The 18,321-nt window shown below is 72.8% G+C and carries 18 protein-coding genes; 14 read left to right on the forward strand and 4 right to left on the reverse strand.

The genetic code is table 11. The features are described 5' to 3' along the window. The first annotated feature begins 22 nt into the window (after nucleotides 1–22). From HOO61_RS07380 to HOO61_RS07405, 6 genes are all read left to right on the forward strand, one after another. Nucleotides 23–658: a class F sortase gene (locus tag HOO61_RS07380; protein ID WP_253941981.1), complete on the forward strand. Its 636-nt coding sequence runs from the start codon at nucleotides 23–25 to the stop codon at nucleotides 656–658. A gap of 26 nt (nucleotides 659–684) precedes the next feature. Then, on the forward strand, nucleotides 685–1,866 hold the full coding sequence (locus tag HOO61_RS07385; protein ID WP_172257943.1) for an acetoin utilization protein AcuC: 1,182 nt from the start codon (nucleotides 685–687) through the stop codon (nucleotides 1,864–1,866). Nucleotides 1,867–2,054: 188 nt separating this feature from the next. Continuing rightward, nucleotides 2,055–2,261 carry a helix-turn-helix domain-containing protein gene (locus tag HOO61_RS07390; RefSeq protein ID WP_172257944.1) on the forward strand — a complete coding sequence of 69 codons (207 nt, stop codon included), beginning with the start codon at nucleotides 2,055–2,057 and terminating at the stop codon, nucleotides 2,259–2,261. Between the two features lie 118 nt (nucleotides 2,262–2,379). After that, nucleotides 2,380–2,481 carry an AURKAIP1/COX24 domain-containing protein gene (locus HOO61_RS07395; protein WP_008356322.1) on the forward strand — a complete coding sequence of 34 codons (102 nt, stop codon included), beginning with the start codon at nucleotides 2,380–2,382 and terminating at the stop codon, nucleotides 2,479–2,481. 12 nt (nucleotides 2,482–2,493) lie between these two features. Beyond that, nucleotides 2,494–3,471, forward strand: a complete 978-nt coding sequence (locus HOO61_RS07400) for an NAD-dependent epimerase/dehydratase family protein (protein WP_172257945.1) — start codon at nucleotides 2,494–2,496, stop codon at nucleotides 3,469–3,471. Beyond that, nucleotides 3,464–4,630, forward strand: a complete 1,167-nt coding sequence (locus tag HOO61_RS07405; RefSeq protein WP_367650058.1) for a lysophospholipid acyltransferase family protein — start codon at nucleotides 3,464–3,466, stop codon at nucleotides 4,628–4,630. The genes HOO61_RS07400 and HOO61_RS07405 overlap by 8 nt, the downstream gene beginning before the upstream one ends. A 15-nt stretch (nucleotides 4,631–4,645) precedes the next feature. Here HOO61_RS07405 and HOO61_RS07410 read toward each other — a convergent pair whose 3' ends face one another. From HOO61_RS07410 to HOO61_RS07420, 3 genes are all read right to left on the reverse strand, one after another. Next, nucleotides 4,646–5,926 (reverse strand): DUF5667 domain-containing protein, encoded by a 1,281-nt coding sequence (locus tag HOO61_RS07410; RefSeq protein ID WP_172257946.1) that lies wholly within the window; start codon nucleotides 5,924–5,926, stop codon nucleotides 4,646–4,648. A gap of 79 nt (nucleotides 5,927–6,005) precedes the next feature. Further along, the gene (locus HOO61_RS07415; RefSeq protein WP_253941983.1) at nucleotides 6,006–6,797 is read right to left on the reverse strand and encodes a sigma-70 family RNA polymerase sigma factor; all 792 of its coding nucleotides are present in this window, start codon (nucleotides 6,795–6,797) and stop codon (nucleotides 6,006–6,008) included. 100 nt (nucleotides 6,798–6,897) lie between these two features. Then, complete coding sequence (locus tag HOO61_RS07420) at nucleotides 6,898–7,785, reverse strand: HAD-IB family hydrolase (protein WP_172257947.1); 888 nt, start codon at nucleotides 7,783–7,785, stop codon at nucleotides 6,898–6,900. A gap of 54 nt (nucleotides 7,786–7,839) precedes the next feature. Between HOO61_RS07420 and HOO61_RS07425 the strand changes: the two genes are divergently transcribed. The 8 genes from HOO61_RS07425 (at nucleotide 7,840) to hemB (ending at nucleotide 16,863) form a co-directional block, all read left to right on the forward strand. Beyond that, the gene (locus HOO61_RS07425) at nucleotides 7,840–9,402 is read left to right on the forward strand and encodes a class I adenylate-forming enzyme family protein (protein ID WP_172257948.1); all 1,563 of its coding nucleotides are present in this window, start codon (nucleotides 7,840–7,842) and stop codon (nucleotides 9,400–9,402) included. Further along, complete coding sequence (locus tag HOO61_RS07430) at nucleotides 9,399–9,641, forward strand: glutaredoxin family protein (protein WP_172257949.1); 243 nt, start codon at nucleotides 9,399–9,401, stop codon at nucleotides 9,639–9,641. Before HOO61_RS07425 ends, HOO61_RS07430 begins: the two co-directional genes overlap by 4 nt. Nucleotides 9,642–9,696: 55 nt before the next feature. Further along, entirely contained in the window at nucleotides 9,697–10,665 is a 969-nt protein-coding gene (locus tag HOO61_RS07435) for an MsnO8 family LLM class oxidoreductase (protein ID WP_172257950.1), read from the forward strand. 456 nt (nucleotides 10,666–11,121) lie between these two features. Next, complete coding sequence (locus tag HOO61_RS07440) at nucleotides 11,122–11,796, forward strand: redox-sensing transcriptional repressor Rex (RefSeq protein WP_172257951.1); 675 nt, start codon at nucleotides 11,122–11,124, stop codon at nucleotides 11,794–11,796. Between the two features lie 76 nt (nucleotides 11,797–11,872). After that, nucleotides 11,873–13,159 (forward strand): glutamyl-tRNA reductase, encoded by a 1,287-nt coding sequence (locus HOO61_RS07445; RefSeq protein ID WP_172257952.1) that lies wholly within the window; start codon nucleotides 11,873–11,875, stop codon nucleotides 13,157–13,159. Further along, nucleotides 13,156–14,115, forward strand: coding sequence for a hydroxymethylbilane synthase (gene hemC / locus HOO61_RS07450; RefSeq protein WP_172257953.1), 960 nt, complete (start codon nucleotides 13,156–13,158; stop codon nucleotides 14,113–14,115). The genes HOO61_RS07445 and hemC overlap by 4 nt, the downstream gene beginning before the upstream one ends. Beyond that, nucleotides 14,112–15,779, forward strand: a complete 1,668-nt coding sequence (locus tag HOO61_RS07455; RefSeq protein ID WP_172257954.1) for a uroporphyrinogen-III synthase — start codon at nucleotides 14,112–14,114, stop codon at nucleotides 15,777–15,779. The genes hemC and HOO61_RS07455 overlap by 4 nt, the downstream gene beginning before the upstream one ends. An 88-nt stretch (nucleotides 15,780–15,867) precedes the next feature. Next, nucleotides 15,868–16,863: a porphobilinogen synthase gene (gene hemB, locus HOO61_RS07460; RefSeq protein ID WP_172257955.1), complete on the forward strand. Its 996-nt coding sequence runs from the start codon at nucleotides 15,868–15,870 to the stop codon at nucleotides 16,861–16,863. Nucleotides 16,864–16,905: 42 nt separating this feature from the next. On the opposite strand, the gene HOO61_RS24495 is transcribed toward hemB, so the two are convergent. Further along, nucleotides 16,906–18,153, reverse strand: a complete 1,248-nt coding sequence (locus tag HOO61_RS24495) for a lytic murein transglycosylase (protein ID WP_172257956.1) — start codon at nucleotides 18,151–18,153, stop codon at nucleotides 16,906–16,908. Between the last annotated feature and the right edge of the window lie 168 nt (nucleotides 18,154–18,321).

The raw sequence follows: 18,321 nt of genomic DNA on the forward strand, positions 1-18,321 counted from the left end.
CGGGCGACGGAGGGAGGGCACGATGCGACCGTCGCGTCTCCTGACCGTCGCGCGCTGGACCACGCTGGTCGGCGTGCTGCTGGCCTTGGTCGTGGTGGGGACGATGGCGGCAACGACCCTGCGCCCCGAGCCTGCCGCGCCATCGGACAGCACGGCCGCCCCCCGCCTCCCGGCCGAGGTCGCCCCACAGCGATCCCCGGCCACGCGTACGACGCCCGACCGGCCCGGGCGCCCGGTCGCGGTTCGGCTCCCCAGCCTCGGGGTGCGTGCGCCCGTCGTCGCGGTCGACCTGGCAACCGACGGGACGCTGGTCCCGCCCGCCGACCCGCGGCTCGTGGGCTGGTGGCGCGGCGGGGCCCGTCCCGGCAGCAGCCGCGGGTCCGCGGTGCTGACCGGGCACACCGTGCACGACGGTGGCGGTGTCTTCGACGACCTCGCCGATGTCGAGGTGGGGGACACGGTCGAGGTGATGACGGACCGTCGCGCGCTCGAGTTCACGGTCCGCTCGGTCCGCGACCTCGGGAGGGCCGACGTGGCCGCCCGTGCCGGTCGGTTGTTCTCGCCCACGGGCGCCCCGGACCTGGTGCTCGTGACGTGCACCGACTGGGACGGTGAGCGCTATCTCGGCAACACGGTGGTGGTCGCCCGCGTCCGGTGACGGCAGGTGGGAGTAACGTCCGCCACATGGAGTGTCCGGGGCCTGCGTCGGTCGTCTTCGACCAGACGCTCTGCGAGTACAACTTCGGGCCCACGCACCCGATGTCACCGGTCCGCGTGGACCTGACCATGCGCCTGGCGGAGGAGCTCGGGGTGCTCGCCGGCATCAAGCGGGTCGACGCGCCGGTGGCCACGGACGAGCAGATCGCGACCGTCCACGACGCGGGACTGATCGAGGCCGTCACCCGGGCCGGGGCGACGCCCGGCTTCGAGGACGCCGCCCGCGGCCTCGGCACCGAGGACGACCCGGTCTTCGCCGACATGCACCTCGCCAGCGCCCACGTCGTCGGCGCCACGCTCGAGGCGTTCCGCCAGGTCTGGAGCGGGGAGTCGCTCCACTCCGTCAACATCGCCGGCGGCCTGCACCACGCGATGCCCGACAAGGCCAGCGGCTTCTGCATCTACAACGACGTCGCGGTCGGCATCAAGCAGCTGCTCGCCGACGGTGCCGAGCGGGTGGCCTACGTCGACATCGACGTCCACCACGGCGACGGCGTCGAGAAGATCTTCTGGGACGACCCGCGGGTCCTCACCGTCTCCCTGCACGAGACCGGGCAGATGCTCTTCCCCGGTACGGGCTTCCCGAGCGACACCGGAGGCCCCGGCGCCGAGGGCACCGCGGTCAACGTCGCGCTGCCACCCGGCACGGCCGACGCCGGCTGGCTGCGCGCGTTCCACGCCGTCGTACCCCCCATCCTGCGTGAGTTCTCCCCGCAGGTGCTGGTCACCCAGCACGGCTGCGACTCGCACATGAACGACCCGCTCGCCCACATGATGCTCAGCGTCGACGGACAGCGCGCGGCCTACCTCGCGCTGCACGAGCTGGCCCACGAGGTCGCCGACGGGCGGTGGGTCGTCACCGGCGGTGGCGGCTACTCCGTCGTCGACGTCGTGCCCCGCGCCTGGACCCACCTGCTGGCGATCGTCTCCGGCTCCCCGGTCGATCCCGCGCAACCGACGCCTCCGGCCTGGCGGGCCCACGTCGAGCAGGTGATCGGGGCGACCGCACCGCACCGGATGACCGACGGCCGCACCCCGGCCTACCGCGACTGGTCGGGGGGCTACGACCCCGAGACGTGGCTGGACCGTGCCATCCATGCGACGCGCATGGAGGTCTTCCCGCTGCACGGCCTCGACCCGCTTCCCTGACGGTCGGCGCCGCCGGAACAAGCCCGGTTCGTCAAGGACGCAACCCGACACGCCGCAGTCACACAAGTTTCTCTGGCGTTCCTCTTCCCCATGCGTCACGCGAGCCCTATTGTCAGCGAGAGCGGCACGCCTGTGACGCCGGTGCGGAAATCCGGTGCCGTCGCCGCGCAGAAGGATCGGTGCACACCATGGCTGAGAACACCCCAGGCGACATGTCCGAGGCGCAGTTCCTGACCATCGCCGAGGTCGCGGCCAGGATGCGCGTCTCGAAGATGACGGTCTACCGGCTCGTGCACGGCGGCGACCTGCCGGCCGTCCGCGTCGGCCGCTCCTTCCGGGTCCGGGAGGACGACGTCAACGAGTACCTCCGCAAGAGCTTCTACAACGCCGGCTGACGGATCCCGTCTCCGGCGGGGATCCACGGGTCCGACTCGATTCCGCGCTCCTCGCACCCGGCAAGTAGGGTATGCGGGTCCGGCCGACGAACGTCGGCCGCAAGGAAAGGTCTGATTCGTGGGTTCTGTCATCAAGAAGCGGCGCAAGCGCATGGCTAAGAAGAAGCACCGCAAGCTGCTCAAGAAGACGCGCGTCCAGCGCCGCAAGCTCGGCAAGTAACACCCCTCGACCATGGGGCGGGTCGTGCTGGTCACCGGGATCTCCCGGGACATCGGACGACGATTCGCGCGCGCCGCGACCGGCGACCCGTCCATCGATCGAGTCATCGGCGTGGACGTGGTCCCGCCGCGCGGTGACATCGGCGACGTCTCCTTCGTCCGCGCCGACATCCGCAACCCCGTCATCGCCAAGGTCATCGCCAAGGAGGACGTCGACACCGTCGTCCACATGAGCGTGATCGCGACGCCCGGCTCCGCCGGCGGTCGCGGGACGATGAAAGAGCTCAACGTCATCGGCTCGATGCAGCTGCTCGCTGCGTGCCAGAGGTCGTCGACCGTCGAGCGGCTGGTCGTGAAGTCGACCACCACCGTCTACGGATCGGGTCCGCGCGACCCCGCGATGTTCACCGAGGACATGGGCCCCAAGCGCCTGCCCTCGTCGGGCTACGCGAAGGACGTCTACGAGATCGAGGGCTACGTCCGTGGCTTCGCCCGTCGACGCCCCGACGTCGACGTCACGCTGATCCGGGCGGCCAACGTGGTCGGGCCCCATGTCTCGAGCCCGCTGACCAACTACTTCCGGCTCCCGCTCATCCCGCGCGTCCTGGGCTTCGACCCGCGGCTGCAGCTCCTCCACGAGGACGACCTGATGCGGGTGCTGTGCCACGCGGCGACCAACAGCTCGCCCGGAACCTTCAACGTCGCCGGTGACGGGCTGCTGACGCTGAGCCAGGCCGTACGCCGTCTCGGCACGCCGTCGGTCGCCCTGCCGCGCTTCGCCGTCGGACGGCTCGGCTCGACCATGCGACAGGCCCGCGTGTCGGACTTCTCTCCCGAGCAGCTGGGCTTCCTGACCTACGGTCGGGGTGTGGACACCACCCGGATGCGCACCGTGCTCGGCTTCGAGCCGCAGTTCACCACGGCCGAGGCGTTCGCCGACTTCTGCCGTTCGGTGGCGCCCGCCGTGGAGGAAGGGGCCGGTCGTGCCTGAGGAAGCCCGTCGCCGCGACGGCGACGACGCCGTCGTCATCCCCATCGGCACTGGCGGCCGCCCCGGTCGCGGCTCCGGCAGCGCTCGGCCGTCCTCGGCCGCCCGCAACCTGGCGCCCTCGTCGTCTCGCAAGGCTTCGTCCGCCAAGCCGGGCGCGCCGAGGAAGAAGGCCCGCGCCGACGGTGGCCGGGCCACCCCGCCGATCGACGAGGCGGCTGCACCGCCGCCGGCCGACGACGCGTCCGCGACGCCACCCCCGACCACCGGCATCCCGGTGGGCGACTGGCTGTCGGCTCTGCAGGAGGCCGCGCAGGAGGTCTTCGGGGCCGACTGGGAGCGTCGCGCGGCCGAGCTGATGGCGTTCGTGCGCCGCCGCCTCGAGGGTGACTACGAGGTCGACGACTACGGCTTCGACCGCGAGCTCACCGAGCGCTTCTTCATGGCCGCGCTGCGCCCGATCGCCGAGAAGTGGTTCCGCCTCGAGGTCCGCGGCCTGGAGAACATCCCCGCTGAGGGCGGCGCGCTGGTCGTGTCCAACCACTCCGGCACCGTCCCCCTCGACGGCCTGATGACCATGCTCACGGTGCACGACCACGCGGGCCGCTTCCTGCGCCCGCTCGGCGCCGACCTGGTCTTCAAGCTGCCCCTGGTCAGCTCCTTGGCGCGCAAGGGCGGCGCCACGCTGGCCTGCACCGAGGACGCCGAGCGGATGCTCTCCGACGGCGAGCTGGTCGGTGTCTGGCCGGAGGGCTTCAAGGGCATCGGCAAGCCGTTCAGCGAGCGCTACAAGCTGCAGCGCTTCGGGCGGGGCGGCTTCGTCTCGGCCGCGTTGCGCACCGGCGTGCCGATCATCCCGCTCTCCGTGGTGGGGGCCGAGGAGATCTACCCCCTCGTCGGCAACGTGCCGGCGCTCGCGCGGCTGCTCGGCGTGCCCTACATCCCGATCACGCCGTTCTTCCCGTGGCTCGGGCCGCTCGGCCTCGTGCCGCTGCCCTCGAAGTGGATCCTCGAGTTCGGCGAGCCGATCCGCACCGACGCCTACGAGCCCGGCGAGGCGGAGGACCCGATGCTCGTCTTCAACGTCACCGACCAGGTGCGCGAGACGATCCAGCACACGCTGTTCGACCTGCTGCGCGACCGCGGCGGCGTCTTCAGCTGAGCGGCGCGGCCGCGGTCAGGGCAGGAGGCCGCCGGTCGCGTCGTCGAGCGTGCCGTCGGTCAACCCGTCGACGGTGCCGGTCACCTCGCCGATGAGCCCGCCGGTCGCGTCGTCGGCGTCCGAGGTGAGGCCGCCGAGCGCGCCGCCGGTCGCGTCGTCGAGCTGACCGGTGAGGGTGCCGGTCGTGTCCGTCACGCCGTCGGTGACGTCGTCGGTCGTGTCGGTCACCGTGTCGGTGAGGCCCTTGGTGATGTCCTTGACCGGCTTGGTCGGCTCGGGCTTGACGGGATCGGTGCCCGTCGGGTCGGGCACGGCCGAGGACGGGCCGGGCGTGGTCGAGGGCAGCGTGGTCGGCACGACCTGCTGCGGGTCGAGCACCTCGGGGACGGTGATGCCGGTGAGGTCCTGCCCCGAGATCGGCGCGCCCTCCAGCGTCAGCTGGTCGGTGTCGAGGCCGGAGAGCAGGTCGCGCTGCGGGGCGCTCGTCAGCAGGAACTCGGGCGTGATGGTGATGCCGCCGGTGCAGGTGGCGCAGGCGTTGCTCACCTCGAGGTCGAGGTCGGCGAGCGTCCGCCCCGCGGCCAGCAGCTCGTCGCGGGCGCTCTCGGGCAGCTCGCCCTGGAGGCGCTCGAGCCGGTCCATGCTGGTGGCGGTGAAGTCCCGCGCGAGCTGAGCGTCGACGTCGCGGCCGGTCGCCTCGTAGGAGACGAGCAGGCTGCGCACGCCGTCGCTCGACTGGCGGGTGAAGGAGTCGAGCGTGTCGGGGACCAGCTGGTCGCGGCCGGCGTCACCGGCGGCGAGCTCCTCGAGCTCGGTGAGACGCGTGCCGGCCTGCGCCAGCAGGGTGCGACCGCGGGCTGCGTCGTCGGTCGCGAGGCGCACCTGTGCGGACTCGATCCCGCGCTTGACGCCGTAGAGCGACTCACCGGGGAGGGCCGTCTGGGCGGCCACGGCCATCGTGGCCGCGGAGCCGACGAGGGCGACGCCGCCGAGGAGCGCGCCGAGGCGGCGCGGTCGGGTGCGCGAGGAGGCCGGCATCGCCAGGCGCGACGGTGCCGCGGGCTGGCGGACCAGCGCGGTGTCGGCCTCCGCCATCAGCCGCTCGCGCAACGACGCCACGAACTCCGGGCGGGCCGCCACGGGCGGCACCGCCCGCAGGTCGGCCACGACCTCGAGCAGGTCGGCGTACGGCTCCGCATCACGTCCTGACGGCCCCGACGAGGTGGTTGCGGGGTCACGGGAGAGGAGTGCCTCGAACTCGTCAGCACGTCGTCGTGCTGAGAAGGGGGCTGTCATCGCGGTCGTCCTGTCTCACTGCTGGCGGGTCCTCCCACTGGGACGAACGAGCCAGACGAGGCAGGGGTTACGGGTTGTGTCACGTGTCTCTCAACCCCTCCGGCAGCAGCTTGGCGAGGTTGCGTACGCCGCGCAGCTGGAGCTGCTTGACCGCGCCGTCGGACCGGGCGAGGGCCTGCGCCGTCTCCGCGATCGACAGGCCCTGCAGGAACCGCATGATGAGGCACTCGCGCTGCTCGACCGGCAGCTCGGTGAGCGCCTTGAGGAGCACCTCGTTGGTGAGCCCGGCGATGACCGCGCCCTCGGGTCCCTCGGTGGTGTCGTCGTGCGGGGACATGTCCTCGGTGGTGAGCTCCAGGCGGGTGCGACCGGCCTTGAAGTGGTCCATCGTGAGGTTGCGGGCGATGGTCATCAGCCAGGCGCCGAAGTCCTTGCCCTGCCAGCGGAAGCCGTTCATGCTGCGCAGCGCCCGGAAGAAGGTCTCGGAGGTGAGGTCCTCGGCGAGGGTCTGGGAGCGGGTGCGGTAGTAGAGGAAGCGGTAGACCGAGGCCTGGTAGTGGTCGTAGAGGAGGCCGAACGCCTCCTTGTCGCCGGCGCGGGCGAGCTCGACCAGCGCGATCAGCCGCTCGCGCTCGGCCTCGTCGACCTCCGAGGACGTCGCCCGGTCCTCGTCGCCCACGGGACCGCCGGAGGAGCCGCTCGGCCCACCGACGCGACCCCCGGGCGCCGCGGTCTCGGCGAGCAGCACGTGGCCGGCGAGCTGCAGGGCGGGCCGGGGTGCGGGCTGGACCGCGAGGGCAGCGACGACCGCGCGCCTGAGCGCGTCCATGCCGTGCTCGAAGGCACGATCGAGGTCGTTCGTCGACCGCATGCGGTGTCCCCTCCCGGTTGCAGCATCCTCCACGATAAGGGCCCCGGTCGGCCTTGTGAACCCGTGAGTAACTACGGGTTACACCTCGGGGGGTGAGGGCTCAGGCGGAGCGGTCGCGCCCGCGCAGGCTCACGCCGGCGGCGACGGCGCCCGTCACCGCGCCGGCGACGGCGGCGCCGAGGAAGCCGACCCGAGCCGCCTTGCGCCCGGTTCGGTAGTCGTGGATGCGCCAGCCGTGGGCACGCGCGTGGGCGCGCAGCCGGGCGTCGGGGTTGATCGCGCAGGGGTCGCCGACCAGCGAGAGCATCGGGAGGTCGTTGCTGGAGTCGGAGTAGGCCGAGCAGCGGGCGAGGTCGAGGCCCTCGCGGGCGGCGAGCGCCTTGATCGCCTCCGCCTTCGCCGGCCCGTGCAGCAGGTCGCCCACGAGCTGGCCGGTGTAGACGCCGTCGACGTGCTCGGCGACCGTGCCCATGGCGCCGGTGAGGCCGAGCCGCCGGGCGATGATGGTGGCGATCTCGATCGGTGCGGCCGTCACCAGCCACACCCGCTGGCCCTCGTCGAGATGGAGCTGGGCCAGGGCGCGGGTGCCGGGCCAGACGCGGTGGGCCATCGCCTCGTCGAAGATCTCCTCGCCGAGCTCCTCGAGCTCCGCGGTGGTGTGCCCGGCGATGAACGACAGGGCGGAGTTGCGTGCGTCGGCCACGTGCTCGGGGTCCTCGACGCCCGCGATCCGGAAGTAGGCCTGCTTCCACGCCGCCGAGGCGATCTCCCGGGTGGTGAAGAACCGACGGCGGTAGAGACCCCGCGCGAAGTGGAAGATGCTGGCGCCCTGCATGACGGTGTTGTCGACGTCGAAGAAGGCGGCCGCCGTCGGGTCGCTCGGCCAGGCGAGGGCGTTCTCGACCTCCGCGGACGCCGCCGCAGCCTCGCCCGCGAGGGCCGACCGCTGCTGCAGGTTGAGGCGCCGGGGCCGCTCGGACGGGGTCACCCCTCAAGCGTAGCGGCGCCCGGCTCCGCCGCCGGGCTGTGGAAGGATCGACGCATGCCGCGCAACGACATCTCCGCGTTGGTGGCCGAGGCTGCCGACGAGGTCCCCGACCGGCAGGCCCTCGTCGAGAGCGGCGGTCGCTCGCTCACCTGGTCCCGGCTCGAGGACGAGGTGGCCCGCATCGCGACCGGGCTCGGGACCCACGGCATCCGTGCCGGTCAGCGGGTGATGATCGCCATCGGCAACCGCATCGAGTTCGTCACCACCTACCTCGGCGTGCTCCGCGCCCAGGTCGTCGCCGTCCCGGTCAACCCGCGGTCCACGCCCGGCGAGCTCGCCCGGATGGTCGCCGACTCCGGCACCCGGCTCGTGGTCGCCGACGAGACCGCGCTCGACGCCGTACGCGCTGCGCTGGGCGAGCTCGACCCCGACGTCGCCCGGCCGACGGTCGTCGTCACGGGGACCGCGCCCGGTGAGGGCGAGCTGGCCTTCGACGACCTCCGCGCGGACGTCGTACGCCCCGTCCCGCCGCTGCCCGACCCCGAGAAGCTCGCCGCGCTCCTCTACACGAGCGGCACCTCCGGCCTGCCCCGCGCCGCGATGCTCAGCCAGCGCGCGCTCCTGGCCAACATCGAGCAGGTGGCGGCCGTCGAGCCGCCGATGATGCACGGCGACGACGTGGTGCTCGGCGTGCTGCCGCTCTTCCACGTCTACGGCCTCAACGCCGTGCTCGGCGGCGTCCTGCGGCACCGGGCGCGGCTGCTGCTGGTGGAGCAGTTCGACCCGCAGGCGGTGCTCCACCTCATCGACGACGAGGCGTGCACCGTCGTGCCGATCGCGCCGCCCGTCTTCGCCCACTGGCTGCCCGACGAGCACCTGCGCGAGCGGCTCGGGCCGGTCCGGCTCGTGCTGTCGGGGTCGGCCCCGCTGGAGCCCGAGGTGATCGAGGAGTTCACCTCGCGCACCGGCATCCCCGTGCACCAGGGCTACGGCCTCACCGAGGCGTCGCCGGTGGTGACGAGCACGCTGTGCAGCCGTGAGCCCCGGGCGGGGTCCGTCGGCGCCGCGCTGCCCGGCATCGAGCTGCGACTGGTCGACGAGACGTGGGGCCAGGTCGAGGGGGAGGACCCCGGCCAGATCCAGGTGCGCGGCGACAACCTCTTCAGCGGCTACTGGCCCGACGGCTCCGACGGCCCCGACGAGGAGGGCTGGTACGGCACCGGCGACGTCGGCTTCCTCGACGCGAGCGGGGACCTGTTCCTCGTCGACCGGGTCAAGGAGCTCGTCATCGTCAGCGGCTTCAACGTCTACCCGACCGAGGTCGAGGACGTCATCCGCGAGGTCGACGGGGTGGCCGAGGCCGCCGTCATCGGGGTGCCCGACGAGGCGACGGGCGAGGCCGTGGTGGCGTACGTCGTCCCGGTCGGCGGGGTCGCCCACGCCCGTCCCCACCTCGAGGAGGCCGTGCGCGCGCACGCCGTCGTACGGCTGGCGCGCTTCAAGCAGCCGACCCGCATCGAGGTCGTCGACGAGCTGCCGTTCACCGCGACCGGCAAGGTGCAGAAGGGGCGGCTGCGGGGCCTCGAGCGACGTCGGGTGCAGGGGCTCCTCCCATGAGCACCCCGCGGATCACGCTCTACACCCGACCGGGCTGCCACCTCTGCGACGCCGCCCGCGAGGTCGTCGCGCGAGTGTGCGCCGACATGGGGGAGTCCTTCGACGAGGTCGACATCACCACCGACGACGAGCTCGAGGACCGCTTCGGCGAGGACATCCCGGTGACCTTCGTCGACGGCAGGCAGCACGACTTCTGGCGCGTCGACGAGACGCGGCTGCGGGCGGCCCTCCGAGCGTGAGGAGCGCGTCATCCCGTCCGGGATGTCGACGGCGACATGACGCGTTGGGCCAGGCGTGAGGCTCTCTCTGCTCGACCGCTCGAGGACCCGCGTCGGCGCGCCCGACGCCGCCGCCCTGGAGGCGACGGTGGCCAGGGCGGTGCACGCGGAGCAGGTCGGCTTCGACCGGTTCTGGGTCGCCGAGCACCACGCCGTCCCCGGGATCGCGTCGGGTGCGCCGGCCGTCCTGCTGGCCGCCATCGGCGCCCGTACGGAGCGCATCCGGATCGGGTCGGGCGGCGTGATGCTGCCGCTGCACCAGCCCCTGGTGGTCGCCGAGCAGTTCCTCGTGCTCGACTCCCTCCATCCCGGTCGCGTCGACCTCGGCCTCGGCCGGTCGCTCGGCTTCACGCCGCCGGTGCGCCGCGCCCTGCGCCGCGACCACGAGGACGGCGACACCTTCGAGGACGACCTGCTCGAGCTGCGCGGCCATCTCGAGGGCACCGCCGAGGTGACCGCCCGCCCCGCCACCGGCCGGCCGGTGCCGATGCACCTGCTCGCCACCGGGCGCGGGCTGGAGGTCGCGGCACGGCTGGGCCTGTCCGTGGTGGTGGGAGGCCCGATCCTCGACTCCGACGAGCTCCCCGACGCGCTGACCCGCTACCGCCGCTCGTTCGTCCCGCACGAGGGCAGCGCGCCGCGGGTCACGATCTCCCTCGACGTCCTCGTCGCCGACGACGACGCGACCGCCCGTCAGCTCGCCCTGCCCGAGGCCTGGGCGATGGCGCAGTCCCGCCGGAACGGTGAGTTCCCGCCACTGGAGTCGGTGCCGTCCATCCGCGCCGCGACGTGGTCGAGCCAGGTACGCCGACGCGTCGAGGCCTCGCTCGACCGGGCGGTCGCCGGCGGCCCGGAGGCCGTGCGCCGCCGTCTCGAGTCCCTGGCCGAGCGCGCCGAGGCGGACGAGCTGCTGGCGAGCTCGTCGACGTACGACCGTGAGGCGCTGCTCGCCTCGGACCGGATGCTCCGCGAGGTCGTGGGCTGACGGCGCGCGCCTACCCCTCCCCGCCGCCCCCCATCTGCTCGCCGATGAACCTGGCGTTGGGGTCGAGGGACTGCTGGGGACGCCTCGGGTCGGGTGCAGGACCGCCCGCGAGCAGCCCCGGCTGACGGGGTCGACGTCGGTGTCCCTTGAGCCGTTCTCGCAGCGCCACGATCGCTCTGACCCTCATCCTCGGTCCCTCCCGTCCCTCCGGGGGTGCGTGTCCCCGAGGCGTCTCGCCCCGTGCATCGTGACATGCCGGCGGGGGGCTGTCCTCCGTTCCCGACAGCCCTCGCGGATACGCCCCCGGACAGGGCCTGCGCAAGTCGTGGGACCCCCGCTTCGGGTGGGTCTTCTCACATGTGCTAGCCCGCCGTTCTCCCGTTTTGTTCTCCCGTTCACAAACTCCTACAGTGGCGGAGTCCGCGCGAGGTTCGCGGGGACTAGGAAGAAGCAGCTGTGACCGCACGGACCCCCGACTCTGCCCGGGACATTCCCGAGGCAACTGTCGCTCGGCTTCCCGTGTACCTGCGTGCCCTGACCGGCCTGGCCGAGGGCGGTACGACGACCTGCTCGAGCGAGGAGCTCGCCGCGTCTGCCGGCGTCAACAGCGCCAAGCTCCGCAAGGACCTCTCCTACCTCGGCAGCTACGGCACCCGCGGCGTGGGCTACGACGTGGAGTACCTCCGCTACCAGATCGCCCGCGAGATCGGCGTGACGCAGGACTGGCCGGTCGTCATCGTCGGCATCGGAAACCTCGGTCACGCCCTCGCCAACTACTCCGGATTCCGCAGCCGTGGGTTCCGGGTGGTGGCGCTCCTCGACGCCGACCCCGACCGGCACGACGAGGTCGTCGCCGGGCTCGACGTCCGGTCCTTCGAGGACCTCGAGTCCATCGTGGCCGAGGACGCCGTGTCGATCGGCGTGATCGCGACGCCCGCCGTCGCGGCCCAGTCCGTCGCCGACCGCATGGTCGCCGCCGGCATCACCAGCATCCTCAACTTCGCCCCGACCGTCCTGACCGTGCCGGACGGCGTCGACGTACGGAAGGTGGACCTCTCCATCGAGCTGCAGATCCTCGCCTACCACGAGCAGCGCAAGTCGGGCCTCCCCACGACGGAGGTGACGGCATGAGCGAGCGCAGCGAGCGAATCATCCAGCGCAGTGCGTCGAGTGCCTCATGGGCGCACGGAGCGAAGCGAGTACGGCCATGAGCGTCCTCGTGGTGGGCATCTCCCACAAGTCTGCGCCTGTCGAGCTGCTCGAGAAGCTCGCGCTCGACGGTGAGGGCGCGACCAAGCTCATCCAAGACGTGATGGGCGGCGACCACGTCTCCGAGGCGACAGCGATCATCACGTGCAACCGCCTCGAGGTCTACGCCGAGGTCGACCGCTTCCACGGCAGCGTCGAGGACCTGTCCGGCCTCCTCGTCGCCCGGGCCGAGCAGTCCACCGAGGCACTCCTTCCGCACCTCTACGTCCACTACGACGAGGGCGCCGTCTCCCACCTCTTCCAGGTCGCCGCCGGCCTCGACTCGATGGTCGTCGGTGAGGGCCAGATCCTCGGCCAGACCCGCGAGGCGCTGCGCGTCGGCCAGGAGCACGGCACCGTCGGTCCGGCGCTCAACACCCTCTTCCAGCAGGCGCTGCGCGTCGGCAAGCGGGCCCACGCCGAGACCGACATCGACCGCGCGGCCCCGTCGTTGGTCACCGCCGCGCTCGAGCGCAGCTCGGTGCCCGTCGACGGCGCGAAGGCCCTCGTGATCGGCGCCGGCGCGATGGCCTCGCTCGCGGTCGCCCACCTGTCGCGCAACGGCGCGGCCAGCATCTCCGTGCTCAACCGCACCGCTTCCCGGGCGCAGCGGCTCGCGGACGAGTACGCCGCCACCTCGGTGCCGCTCGACCGGCTGGTCGGCGAGCTCGCCACCGCCGACATCGTCATCTCCTGCACCGGTGCGCCCGAGCCGCTGGTGCGCCTCGGCGACGTCGTCACCGCGCGGGGCAGCAGCGACCGGCCACTGACCGTCATCGACCTCGCGCTGCCGCACGACGTCGACCCGTCGCTGGCCGACCTGCCGGGCGTCGAGCTGATCAACCTCGCCGGCCTCGCCGACGAGCTGCGCGGCCTCGAGGCCACCGCGGGCGTCGACGACGTACGCACCATCGTGGGGCAGGAGATCAGCGCCTTCCTCGCCGTACGCCGCCAGGCGAGCGTCACGCCCACCGTGGTCGCGCTGCGCTCGATGGCCACCGCGGTCGTCGACGCCGAGATGGAGCGGCTGGCCACGCGCCTGCCGGGCCTCGACGACGCCACCCGCGCCGAGGTGCTCCAGACCGTGCGCCGGGTCGCCGACAAGCTGCTCCACGAGCCGACCGTCCGGGTCAAGGAGCTCGCCGACGCGGAGCCGGCCGTGTCCTACACCGCCGCCCTCGCCGAGCTCTTCCGCCTCGACCCCGACGCGGTCGACGCCATCTCCCGGGCGGAGGGACAGTCATGACCGCTGCACTCCGTCTCGGCACCCGCGCCTCCGCCCTCGCCACCACCCAGTCCGGGCTGGTCGCCGGGATGGTCGAGGCAACCCTGGGTCGCGAGGTCGAGCTGGTCGAGGTCTCGACCGAGGGTGACCGCAGCGCCGCTCCGCTCGCGCAGATGGGTGGCACGGGAGTCTTCGTCAGTGCCCTGCGCGACGCGCTGCTCGACGGCCACGTCGACCTCGCCGTGCACTCGCTCAAGGACCTGCCGACCACGCCCGCCGACGGCATCGCGCTCGCCGCGGTCCCGCCGCGCGAGGACCCGCGCGACGTCATCGTGGCCCGCGACGGCCTGACCCTGGGCGAGCTGCCCGTGGGCAGCCGGCTCGGCACCGGCTCGCCGCGCCGGGTCAGCCAGCTCGCGGCCCTCGGCCTCGGCCTGGAGCTGCGGGGCATCCGCGGCAACGTCGACACCCGCATCGGCAAGGTCCGCAGCGGCGAGGTCGACGCGATCGTCCTGGCCCGCGCAGGCCTGGCCCGCCTCGGCCGCCTCGACGAGGTCACCGAGGTCCTCGACCCGCTCCAGATGCTGCCCGCGCCCGGCCAGGGCGCCCTGGCGATCGAGTGCCGCTCCGGCGACACCGAGCTCGTGGCAGCGCTGGCCCGGCTCGACGACTCCGCCACCCGCGCCGCGGTCACCGCCGAGCGCGCGGTGCTCTCCACCCTCGAGGCCGGCTGCTCGGCCCCGCTGGGTGCGCTCGCCGAGGTCGTCGAGGGGGAGGACGGCGAGGAGCTGTGGCTGCGCGCCGTGGTCCTCTCCGAGGACGGCGGCCTGTCGGTGCGGATGAGCGCCACCGGCCCCGTCGCCGAGGCCGCACAGATCGGAACACGCCTCGCGAGCGACATGCTCGCCGAGGGAGCAGCAGACCTGATGGAAGCACCACTTGTACAGGGACCACCAGTGAGGAACCAGCACGCATGACGCGAGTACAGACCCCCCAGGCCACTGGCACGACTGGCATGGGCGCGCCCACCCCGGCCCAGGGCTGGGTGTCGTTCGTCGGCAGCGGACCCGGTGACCCGGGCCTGCTGACGGTGCGAGCCGTGGAGCTCCTCCAGGGTGCCGAGGTGATCGTGACCGAGGCCCCCGACCACGTCGCCCTGGTCCGTTCGGTCCTCGGCCTCGTCGAGGGCCCCGACGGCCTCGTCGGCGGCCCGGAGATCGTGGACGGCGGCTTCGGCGAGGACGGCCAGCCCCTGACCCACGCGGCCCGCGCCAAGGTCGTCGTACGCCACGGCAAGAAGCAGCGCGTGGTCCGCCTGATGACCGGCGACCCGTTCCTCTACGCCTCCGGCCCCGAGGAGGCACAGGCCTGCGTCAAGGCGGGCGTCGGCTTCGAGGTCGTCCCCGGCGTCTCCTCGGTGAGCGCGGTCCCGGCCTACGCCGGCATCCCGCTGACCACCAAGCGCCACAAGGAGATGGCCGTCGTCACCTGCGGTGACAAGATCGACTGGAGCGCCTACGCCGACGACCGCACCCTCGTCCTGCTCTCCGGCGTCGGCAGCATCGGCGAGACCGCCGCCGCGCTCGTCGAGGCCGGCCGCTCGCCCGAGACGCCGGTCGCGATGACCCGCGTCGGCACCACGACCGAGCAGCAGACCCTCATCTCCACCCTGGCCGACATCGCCGCCGACGCCCGCGCCGCGCGCATCGCCCCGCCGGCGATCACCGTCATCGGTGACGTCGTCGACCTGCGCCAGACGCTGTCGTGGTTCGAGACCAAGCCGCTCTTCGGCTGGCGCGCGCTGGTGCCCCGCACCAAGGAGCAGGCCGGCTCGCTGTCGCGCCGCCTGCGCGAGTACGGCGCCGTGCCCGAGGAGGTGCCGACCATCTCGGTCGAGCCGCCGCGCAACCCGCTCCAGATGGACAAGGCCGTCCGCGGCCTCGTCGAGGGTCGCTACGAGTGGATCGCCTTCACCTCGGTCAACGCGGTCAAGGCCGTGCGCGAGAAGTTCGAGGAGTACGGCCTCGACGCCCGCGCGTTCTCCGGGCTGAAGATCGCCGCGGTCGGCGACAAGACCGCCCAGGCGATCGCCGACTGGGGCCTGCGCGCCGACCTCGTCCCGTCGGGCGAGCAGTCCGCCGCCGGCCTGCTCGAGGACTGGCCGCCCTACGACGAGGTGCTCGACCCGATCAACCGGGTCTTCCTGCCCCGCGCGGACATCGCGACGGAGAACCTCGTCGCCGGCCTGGTCGACCTCGGCTGGGAGTGCGACGACGTCACCGCCTACCGCACGGTGCGCGCCACCCCGCCGCCGGCGCCGGTCCGCGACGCCATCAAGACCGGCAAGTTCGACGCCGTCGTCTTCACCTCGTCGTCGACGGTCCGCAACCTCGTCGGCATCGCCGGCAAGCCGCACCCGTCGACTATCATCGCGGTCATCGGCCCGCAGACGGCCAAGACCGCCGAGGAGCACGGCCTGCGGGTCGACGTGCTGGCCCCCACGCCCGACGTGGAGGTCCTCGTCGACGCCCTCGCCGACTTCGGTGCCTCGCGTCGCCTCGCGATGATCGAGGCCGGTGAGCCGGTGACCCGCCCGAGCGAGCGCACCGCGTCGGGGCGCCGCAAGGCCCGCGCCAAGTAGTCACCTCGAGCGGTGGCCCACCCACATTCCGAGCGTGCCGAATGTGGGTGGGTCACCGCTGCCACCAGCGCTCGGGGAGGATGGCCACGTGAGCGACGAGACGCACGTCCAGGTTCCGACCATCCGACCCCGGCGGCTGCGGCGCACGCCTGCGCTGCGCCGCATGGTCGCCGAGACCCACGTGGTGCCCAGCTCGCTGGTCCTGCCGGTGTTCATCCGGGAGGGTCTCGCCGAGCCGCGCCCGATCTCGTCGATGCCCGGCGTCGTCCAGCACTCGCGCGACTCGCTCAAACGGGCGGTGGCGGAGGCCGCCGAGCTCGGTCTCGGCGGCGTGATGCTCTTCGGCATCCCGGAGACCAAGGACGCCACCGGGTCCGGTGCGATCGACCCGGCCGGCGTGCTCAACCTCGCCATCACCGACGTCGTCGCCGAGGTGGGCGACCAGCTCACCGTGATGTCGGACCTGTGCCTCGACGAGTTCACCGACCACGGCCACTGCGGCCTGCTGACCCCCGACGGCGAGGTCGACAACGACCAGACGCTGGCGGCGTACGCCGAGATGGCGCTCGCCCAGGCCGCGGCCGGCGTGGACATGGTCGGGCCCAGCGGCATGATGGACGGCCAGGTCGCCGTGGTGCGCTCGGCGCTCGACGCCGCCCGGCACAGCCACGTGTCGGTGCTGGCCTACTCCGCGAAGTACGCCTCCGCGTTCTTCGGGCCCTTCCGCGAGGCCGTCGACTCCTCGCTCGTCGGCGACCGCCGCACCTACCAGCAGGACCCCGCCAACGCCCTCGAGGGCGTCCGGGAGGTGCTCCTCGACGTCGCAGAGGGAGCGGACATCGTCATGGTGAAGCCGGCCCTGCCCTACCTCGACGTCGTACGCCGCGTGCGCGACGCCGTCGACGTGCCGGTCGCTGCCTACAACGTCTCCGGTGAGTACGCCATGCTCGAGGCCGCCGCGGCCAACGGCTGGATCGACCGCGAGGCCGCCGTCATGGAGACCCTCACCTCGATCCGCCGCGCCGGCGCCGACGTGATCCTCACCTACTGGGCCTCCGAGGCTGCCCGCCTGCTGCAGCGCTGACCGCCCCACGCGCCGACCTCGTGCCTCGGTCAGCGCTGGCGGTCAAGGATTCATCAGGTTGTCGATGCAGGCGTTGAGGGCCGGCAGGTCGAGGGCCGAGATCCCGCTGGCGAGGCACTGGGCCTGCGCCTCGGCGTAGGTGAGGGTGGCCGTGATCGTGTTGGTGGGGAGCGTCGGCAGGGTCGGGGCGGGCGACGGCAGGGGACTCGTCGGGTCGACCGTGGGCACGACCGTCGGGTCCTTGGTCGGGTCCTTGGTCGGGTCCTGGGTCGGGTCCTGGGTCGGGTCCTGGGTCGGCGACGACGTCGGGTCCTGCGTCGGGGTGGGGGTCTGCGTCTGCGTCGGCGTGGAGGTCGGGGTCTGGGTCTGGCTGGGGGTCGGGTCCTTGGTGGGCGAGGAGTCGTCGCCCTTGCCGCCGTTGCCGCCCCTGCCTCCGTCGTCGCGGCCGCCGTCACCGCCCTTCCCGCCGTTGCCGCCGGACGGGGCGGTGGCCTCGGGGACGATCACGCCCGACGTGAGGGTCGAGGTGGGCACGGCGCTGAAGTCGCCGTCCAGGTAGGCCTGCATGATCTCGAAGACCAGGTCGACGTAGGCGTTCGAGTGGTTGTAGCGGTAGACCGAGGCCCGCTGGCCCTTCTCCGTCGAGAGGTCGTCGTCGCCCGAGCAGAGGTAGACGGCCGTCGCGAGGGCTGCGTCGTCGATGTCCTGCGGGTCGCGGGTGCCGTCGTTGTCCCCGTCGACGCCCACGACCGACCACGTCGAGGGGATGAACTGCATCGGGCCGACGGCCCGGTCGAAGCGGGTGTCGTCGTCGTACTGCCCGGCATCGGTGTCGAGGATGCGCTGGGTGTCGTTCTTGCCGTCGAGCGCGATGCCGTAGATGCCGGGGCGGGCCACGCCTCGATCGTCGAGGGCGTTGCCGCCGAAGCGGCCGTGGTCGGACTCGACGCGGCCGATGGCGGCGATGAGCTCCCACGTCAGGTTGCAGCCCTTGTCGGCCTCGTTGATCACGGCCTCGGCCCGCTGGTAGGCGGACAGGGCTGCCTGAGGGATGTCGCTGGCGGAACCGGGGGTGAGCGCGGCGGCGCGAGTCACCGGCTCGCCCACGCTGGCCGGGGCCTCGATCGCCTCGGCCGGCAGGACGGTGCCGTCGGGGAGGGTCTGCGAGCCGTCGGGGTCGGCGCTCGCCGGGTCGACGCCCACGCCCGCGAGGTTGGCCGTCCACGCCGCGGAGAGGATCGCGAGCGGGACGAGGGCGATCGCTCGGTGCAGTCGGGCGGAACTCGACATGTAGTGCACTCCCCTTGGTCGTCCCGTGCTCGGAATGGATTCCTCGTACCCCCTCCGGGCACGTCCACACCTCGTCAACGACGATTCGTCACACCAAGTTACGCGCGCGTCGCCTGTGCGCCAACCCACAACGGGGGGACCTGCGCGCGCACCGACTGGGGATCCCTT

This window comes from Nocardioides sp. zg-1230 (assembly GCF_013155335.1).
GTDB lineage: Bacteria > Actinomycetota > Actinomycetes > Propionibacteriales > Nocardioidaceae > Nocardioides.

Excerpts from the sequence above, each read along its gene's own strand:
- HOO61_RS07380 (WP_253941981.1), top strand. The coding sequence starts at position 23 with ATGCGACCGTCGCGTCTCCTGACCGTCGCGCGCTGGACCACGCTGGTC.
- HOO61_RS07385 (WP_172257943.1), top strand. The coding sequence starts at position 685 with ATGGAGTGTCCGGGGCCTGCGTCGGTCGTCTTCGACCAGACGCTCTGC.
- HOO61_RS07390 (WP_172257944.1), top strand. The coding sequence starts at position 2,055 with ATGGCTGAGAACACCCCAGGCGACATGTCCGAGGCGCAGTTCCTGACC.
- HOO61_RS07400 (WP_172257945.1), top strand. The coding sequence starts at position 2,494 with ATGGGGCGGGTCGTGCTGGTCACCGGGATCTCCCGGGACATCGGACGA.
- HOO61_RS07410 (WP_172257946.1), bottom strand. The coding sequence starts at position 5,926 with ATGACAGCCCCCTTCTCAGCACGACGACGTGCTGACGAGTTCGAGGCA.
- HOO61_RS07415 (WP_253941983.1), bottom strand. The coding sequence starts at position 6,797 with ATGCGGTCGACGAACGACCTCGATCGTGCCTTCGAGCACGGCATGGAC.
- HOO61_RS07425 (WP_172257948.1), top strand. The coding sequence starts at position 7,840 with ATGCCGCGCAACGACATCTCCGCGTTGGTGGCCGAGGCTGCCGACGAG.
- HOO61_RS07430 (WP_172257949.1), top strand. The coding sequence starts at position 9,399 with ATGAGCACCCCGCGGATCACGCTCTACACCCGACCGGGCTGCCACCTC.
- HOO61_RS07445 (WP_172257952.1), top strand. The coding sequence starts at position 11,873 with ATGAGCGTCCTCGTGGTGGGCATCTCCCACAAGTCTGCGCCTGTCGAG.
- hemC (WP_172257953.1), top strand. The coding sequence starts at position 13,156 with ATGACCGCTGCACTCCGTCTCGGCACCCGCGCCTCCGCCCTCGCCACC.
- HOO61_RS07455 (WP_172257954.1), top strand. The coding sequence starts at position 14,112 with ATGACGCGAGTACAGACCCCCCAGGCCACTGGCACGACTGGCATGGGC.
- HOO61_RS24495 (WP_172257956.1), bottom strand. The coding sequence starts at position 18,153 with ATGTCGAGTTCCGCCCGACTGCACCGAGCGATCGCCCTCGTCCCGCTC.